Below are 5,321 nucleotides of genomic sequence, written 5' to 3'. Positions count from 1 at the left end.
GCGAGCGCCGCCAGCTCCCGCCCCGCCTCCGCGAGCAGCGCCGCGCAGGCGACGTCCCCGGCGCGGGCCGCCTCGGTGACGTACGGGCTGAGCGAGGCGATGCGGGTACGGTCCCAGCCGCCCACGAGCACCGTGCCGATCAGGTCCAGGTCCGCGCCCAGCGCCAGCCGCTCGCGCAGCAGGGCGTGGAGCGGCCCGGTGGGGGAGCGGCCGTCGCTCATCCGCGTGAAGAGGCCGAGTCCCCGCACCGCGAGCCAGTGGGCCGAGCCCTCGTCGCCGAACAGCTCGCCCCAGCCCCCCGTCCGGGCACGCCGGCCGCGCACCTCGCCGTAGGCCATCGAACCGGTGCCGCTGATCACGTTGACGCCGTCGCCGAGGGCGAAGGCCCCGGCCCAGCCGCACACCATGTCGTTGCCGACCGCGGCGGGCACGCCGGGCAGGACCCGGCCGGGGAGCGCGTCGAGAGCGCCCGTGACCTCCTCGTCCTCGCCGTACCCGGGCAGCCCGAGGAAGGCGTACGCGAGGTGCGCGGGGTCCGTGCCCGCCGCGCGGCACACCTCGGCGATCCCCTCCCGCAGGACGCGCGCGGCCGTCTCCGTCCCGCCGGGTCCCGGCGCGGGCGTGGTGGACGGTCCGCGAGCCGCCGCCCGGACGGCTCCGGAGGCGTCGAGAAGGCAGAAGGCGGTCTTGGTCCCGCCGCCGTCGACTCCCAGGTACACGGGCGTTCTCCCTTGTCCGCTACGGATGGTGGATGCGCTGGTGGGCCCGCCGGGCGGGACCACTGGCCGGTCAGGGCAGCGGGTGCACCGTGACGCCCTGCACGACGCGGTTGACCTCGCCGTCGGGGAAGGGGTTGTCGGGGGTCACGCCGTACTCCAGCGAGGTGTGCAGGGCGACGAGCTGGGCGCGGACCACGGCGGGCAGCGCGAGCGCGGCGTCGTCGGCCTCCGCCATGCCCGGCAGGAGCCACGTGTGCGCGGCGGGCAGCCCGTCCGGGCGGCCCGCGACGGCGACGACCTGCCCGGCGGGCAGCGCCGCGCTCAGCTCGGCGAAGATGTCCAGGTCGTACTGGCGCGTGTACGGGTCGTTGGAGACGAAGACGACGACGCCGGTACGCGGGGTCAGGAACGCCTTGGGTCCGTGCCGGAAGCCCAGCGAGGAGTCGGAGAGCACGCTCACCGCGCCGCCGGTCAGTTCGAGGAGCTTGAGTGCGGACTCGTCGGCGAGGGCCCTGAGCGGTCCGCTGCCGAGGTAGACGAAGCGGTCGAGGCCGCGCCCGGTGAGCGCGGTGACCTGCCCCACGGACGCCTCGCCGAGCACCGCCTCGGCGCTCTCCGCGACGCCGTCCAGGCCCCGCACCTTCCCGGCGCCGAGCGAGCCGAGCGCCCCGAGCAGCATGCAGGTCAGGCTGGAGGTCATGGCGAAGCCCTGGTCCTCCGCCTCCGGCGGCGTCAGCAGCACGTACGAGTCGGCGCGCTCCCGGTGTGCGCGCGCGAGCGCGCCCTCCGCGTTGCAGGTGACGAGGAGGTGGGCGCTGTGGTCGAGGAGCTGGTCCGCGAGCGCGGTCGCGGCGGTGCTCTCGGGGCTGTTGCCCGAGCGCGCGAAGGACACGAGCAACGTGGGCCGGTCCCGGTCGGGGAAGCAGGCGTGCGGGGTGGCGACGATGTCCGTCGTGGCCACGGCCTCCACGGCGCGCCCCGTGGCCGCCGCGAGAGCGGGTGCGGCGATGCCGCCCGCGAAGGCGGAGGTGCCGGCCCCGGTGAGGACGATGCGCAGCGAGGGCTCGGCGAGCAGCGGCGCGAGGAAGGCGCTCACCTCCGGCTCCCCGGCCGCGAGGAGCGCGGCCATCCGCCGCCACAGGCGCGGCTGTTGCCGGATCTCGCGGTGCGTGTGCGCGGCGCCCGCGGGGGCGGGGGACAGGTCGCTGGTCTCGGGGGTGGTCGTCACGCGTACTCCTTGGGACGGGGGGCGCAGGCCGTCGCGTAGGTACGGAGCACGTCGCGCACCCGGTCGATCACGAGATCGTGGGGCCGGGCGGCGAGCACTCCGGCCCTGACGCGCGCGTACTGCGCGGGCAGATGCGCGGAAAGAAGGGCGAGCGGTACGGGACCGCCGCTCAGGTTCTCGAAGAGACGCCGCAGCGCGGCGGCGATCTCGGGGTCGGTCCAGTAGTAGCGGACCCGGTCGCTGTAGCCGTAGAGGCGGTCCAGGCGCAGGGCGCGCGCGTCGCCTCCGGAGGAGTACTCCGCCCAGCCGCCCGGCTTGTCGCGCATCCTGCGGTCGACCACCTCGACGAGACCGGAGCGAGCGGCGCCGACGGTCTCCTCCTCGATGGCGGCCAGCGCGAACAGCGCCTCCCGCAGGGCGAAGGTGAGCGCGGGTCCCACCTTGAGCACCGCCCAGTGGTCGCGGACCAGGCGGGCCAGGGAGCCGGGGAGCTGGTAGTCGGTCGAGTGGGCCTCGAAGACCATGCCGGGCTCGTCGTCGAGGACGTGCCGCAGTTCCCTCGTGCGCTCCCCGCGGTAGTCCGCGATGTCCCGCTGGCCGAACTCGACACCCGGCTGCACGACGAGCGCCATGACGCGTCGCCACGCCCCGCCGAGCCCGGCGGCGGTGAAGGCCGCGCGGTGCGTCTCCAGGGTTTCCCTGGCCGCCCGGGCCGGGGTGGGCGGCACACCGTCCAGGGCGTGGTCGGCGCCACCGGGCACCGGGACCTCGGTGCCGATGACGTAGCGCAGCCGTCCGGCGTCCGCGCCCGCGGCCTCCTCGGCGACCCGGACGAGGCGGACCGCGCGCCGTGCCACCACGGCGTCGGCGAGCGGGAAACTCTCCCCGGCGCAGGCGAAGCTGCAATCGAGGTGGATCTTGGTGAAGCCCGCGGCCACGTAGGCGCGGACCAGGTCGTCGGCCTCGGCCATGGCCTCCCGCTCGGGGCGGTCGCGCCAGCGGTTCGGGCCGAGGTGGTCGCCGCCGAGGACGACGCGCTCGCGCGGCAGCCCGAGACGGTCGGCGAGGGCGAGCACCTGATCGCGGAAACCCGCCGGGTCCAGGCCGGTGTAACCGCCGTACTGGTCCACCTGGTTCGACGTCGCCTCGATCAGGACGGCGGTGCCCGTCTCGACGGCCTGGAGCACCGCGGCCTCCAGGACCAGGGGGTGCGCGCTGCAGACGGAGGTGAGGCCGTGCGCCGAACCGGCTTTCTGGTCTCGTACCAGTTCGTCCAAGGGGCCCGCCATGTACGCACCTCGTCCTTGTTCATCAGGTCGTTCGCTTACGGCAGGCACACTACTGGTGCGGACCGGTATGGTCAAAGGTCGATCTGGTATTATGACTGGTATGCCTAGCTATTCGGAGCCCGGTGCCGTCGGCACGCGCGGCGAGACGCTGCCTCTCTACTCCGTGGTGGCCCGTCGCCTGCGGCAGGACCTCACCGAGGGCGCGGCCCGTCCCGGCGACCGGCTGCCCTCGGAGCGCGTCCTCGCCGAGCGGTACGAGGTCTCGCGGGTCACCATGCGCTCCGCCCTCAACCGCCTCGCGGACGAAGGGCTCATCGTCTCCGCCCCGGCCCGCGGCTGGTTCCTCCAGGAGGACCGCTCGGCCGATCACCCGGCCCTGTCCCGTCCGACGGCGGGCCGTACGGTGCAGGGCTTCGCCGACTACGCGGTGCGGCACGGCCTCGCGGTGCGTACGCGCGTCCTCGAAGCGGGCGTGCGCGCGGCGACGATCGCCGAGGCGGAGGAGCTGCGGATCGCCCCCGGCGCGCTCCTGTTCGCCATGCGCCGCCTGCGGTTCCTCGACGACCTCGTCGTGGTCGTCGAGCACAACCGCCTGCCCCTCGCGCTCTGCCCCGCCCTCGCGCACACGGACTTCGACCGGGCCTCCCTGTACGCCACGCTGCGCGAGGCCGAGCCCCCGCAGGTGCCCCACGTCGCCGACTACTCCGTCGAGGCCCGCCAGCCGGACGTGCGGGAGAAGGAGTTGCTGGAGATCGAGGACGTGACCCCTGTCCTCGTGGCGACCCAGCTCGCCTTCAACCAGGAGGCGCGCCCCCTGGAGCTGACGGTCGCCATCTACCGCGGGGATCGGTACCGCTTCCGCGCCTCGATCACGGACTGACCGGGCGACGAGGGCGCGCGGGGGCCCGCCCTGGAAGGTGCCGGGGCCACCCGCTTTGCTCTTCCGTGCCACCCTGCCGCTAGTTTGGGTCCCGAGAGAGGTACGCGGGCCCGTGGGGCGAAGACGCACGGGGGACGGAAGGGCGGGAAGAGTGTCGCTGCGTGTCGGGGACCCGGCCGAGATCGGCGGCTACGTGCTGGAGGCGCGGCTCGGCTCGGGCGGGATGGGGACGGTCTTCCTGGCGCGTTCGGGGTCGGGCCGGCCCGTCGCGGTCAAGCTGATTCATCAGCAGTTCGCGGCCGACGAGGAGTTCCGCACCCGGTTCCGCCAGGAGGTGGCCGCCGCGAGGCGGGTCAGCGGGGCCTTCACCGCGGCCGTGGTCGACGCCGCTCCGGACGCCGAGCAGCCCTGGATGGCGACGAGCTACATCGAGGGCGACACGCTCAGCCAGCACATCGCCGCGAAGGGCCCGCTCGGCGGCGCCGACCTGCGCAGGCTCGCCATCGGGCTGGCCGAGGCCCTGCGCGACATCCACCGCGTCGGCGTCGTCCACCGCGACCTCAAGCCCTCCAACGTCGTGCTCTCGCCCGAGGGGCCGCGCGTCATCGACTTCGGCATCTCCCGCGCCACGGACCAGCAGACCCTGACGATGACCGGGCGGATCATCGGGACCCCGCCCTTCATGTCGCCGGAGCAGTTGCAGGCGCCCCGCGGCGTCGGACCGGGCTCCGACGTCTTCTCGCTCGGGACCCTGCTCGTCTACTCGGTCACGGGGCACGGCCCCTTCGACGCCGACAGCCCGTACATGACGGCGTACCAGGTGGTGCACGAGGAGCCCGCGCTCGACGCCGTGCCGCAGCCGCTGCGCGCGGTCGTCGAGCTGTGCCTCGACAAGGAGCCCGAGCGGCGTCCCTCGGCGGACGAACTCCTCGTCCTGCTGCGGGATCTGCCCTCCGACCTCGCCACGGTCGCCGGGGACGGCCTCAGCGGGAGCCGCACGAGGGACGTGACCACGCTGAACGACGGGGTCACGCCCGGTGGCGCCGAAGCGGGGCGTCCCCCGGAAGCGGCGCGTACCGCCGAAGCCGGGCGTACTCCCGTCGCGGCGCGTACCGCCGACGCCGCTCGCGCCGCCGCCGACAGCCCCGACGTGCCGGGCGCGCCCGGTGCCGCGGGCGACACCACCCTCAACGGTCGCCGCCCCC

At 74.8% G+C, this 5,321-nt stretch carries 5 protein-coding genes; 2 read left to right on the top strand and 3 right to left on the bottom strand.

Annotated elements, in window-relative coordinates; genetic code table 11:
- The 3 genes from G3I42_RS17350 to G3I42_RS17340 form a co-directional block, all read right to left on the bottom strand.
- The coding region (locus tag G3I42_RS17350; RefSeq protein ID WP_164286998.1) for a BadF/BadG/BcrA/BcrD ATPase family protein at window positions 1-719 on the bottom strand (719 nt) is incomplete at its 3' end.
- A 70-nt stretch (window positions 720-789) separates the two neighbouring features.
- Window positions 790-1,947 carry an SIS domain-containing protein gene (locus G3I42_RS17345; RefSeq protein ID WP_343244572.1) on the bottom strand — a complete coding sequence of 386 codons (1,158 nt, stop codon included), beginning with the start codon at window positions 1,945-1,947 and terminating at the stop codon, window positions 790-792.
- Window positions 1,944-3,236: a D-tagatose-bisphosphate aldolase, class II, non-catalytic subunit gene (locus G3I42_RS17340; RefSeq protein WP_164286996.1), complete on the bottom strand. Its 1,293-nt coding sequence runs from the start codon at window positions 3,234-3,236 to the stop codon at window positions 1,944-1,946. The genes G3I42_RS17345 and G3I42_RS17340 overlap by 4 nt, the downstream gene beginning before the upstream one ends.
- Window positions 3,237-3,336: 100 nt before the next feature.
- Between G3I42_RS17340 and G3I42_RS17335 the strand changes: the two genes are divergently transcribed.
- Window positions 3,337-4,116 carry a GntR family transcriptional regulator gene (locus tag G3I42_RS17335; protein WP_275405263.1) on the top strand — a complete coding sequence of 260 codons (780 nt, stop codon included), beginning with the start codon at window positions 3,337-3,339 and terminating at the stop codon, window positions 4,114-4,116.
- Between the two features lie 151 nt (window positions 4,117-4,267).
- On the top strand, window positions 4,268-5,321 hold a 1,054-nt coding region (locus G3I42_RS17330), incomplete at its 3' end, for a serine/threonine-protein kinase (RefSeq protein ID WP_343244571.1).

The sequence above is a fragment of the Streptomyces sp. SID11385 genome (assembly GCF_010548245.1).
Lineage (GTDB): Bacteria > Actinomycetota > Actinomycetes > Streptomycetales > Streptomycetaceae > Streptomyces.
This window is presented reverse-complemented; position numbering and strand designations above follow the sequence as displayed.

Coding starts and splice junctions, on each gene's coding strand:
- G3I42_RS17340 (WP_164286996.1), bottom strand. CDS start 3,236: ATGGCGGGCCCCTTGGACGAACTGGTACGAGACCAGAAAGCCGGTTCG.
- G3I42_RS17335 (WP_275405263.1), top strand. CDS start 3,337: ATGCCTAGCTATTCGGAGCCCGGTGCCGTCGGCACGCGCGGCGAGACG.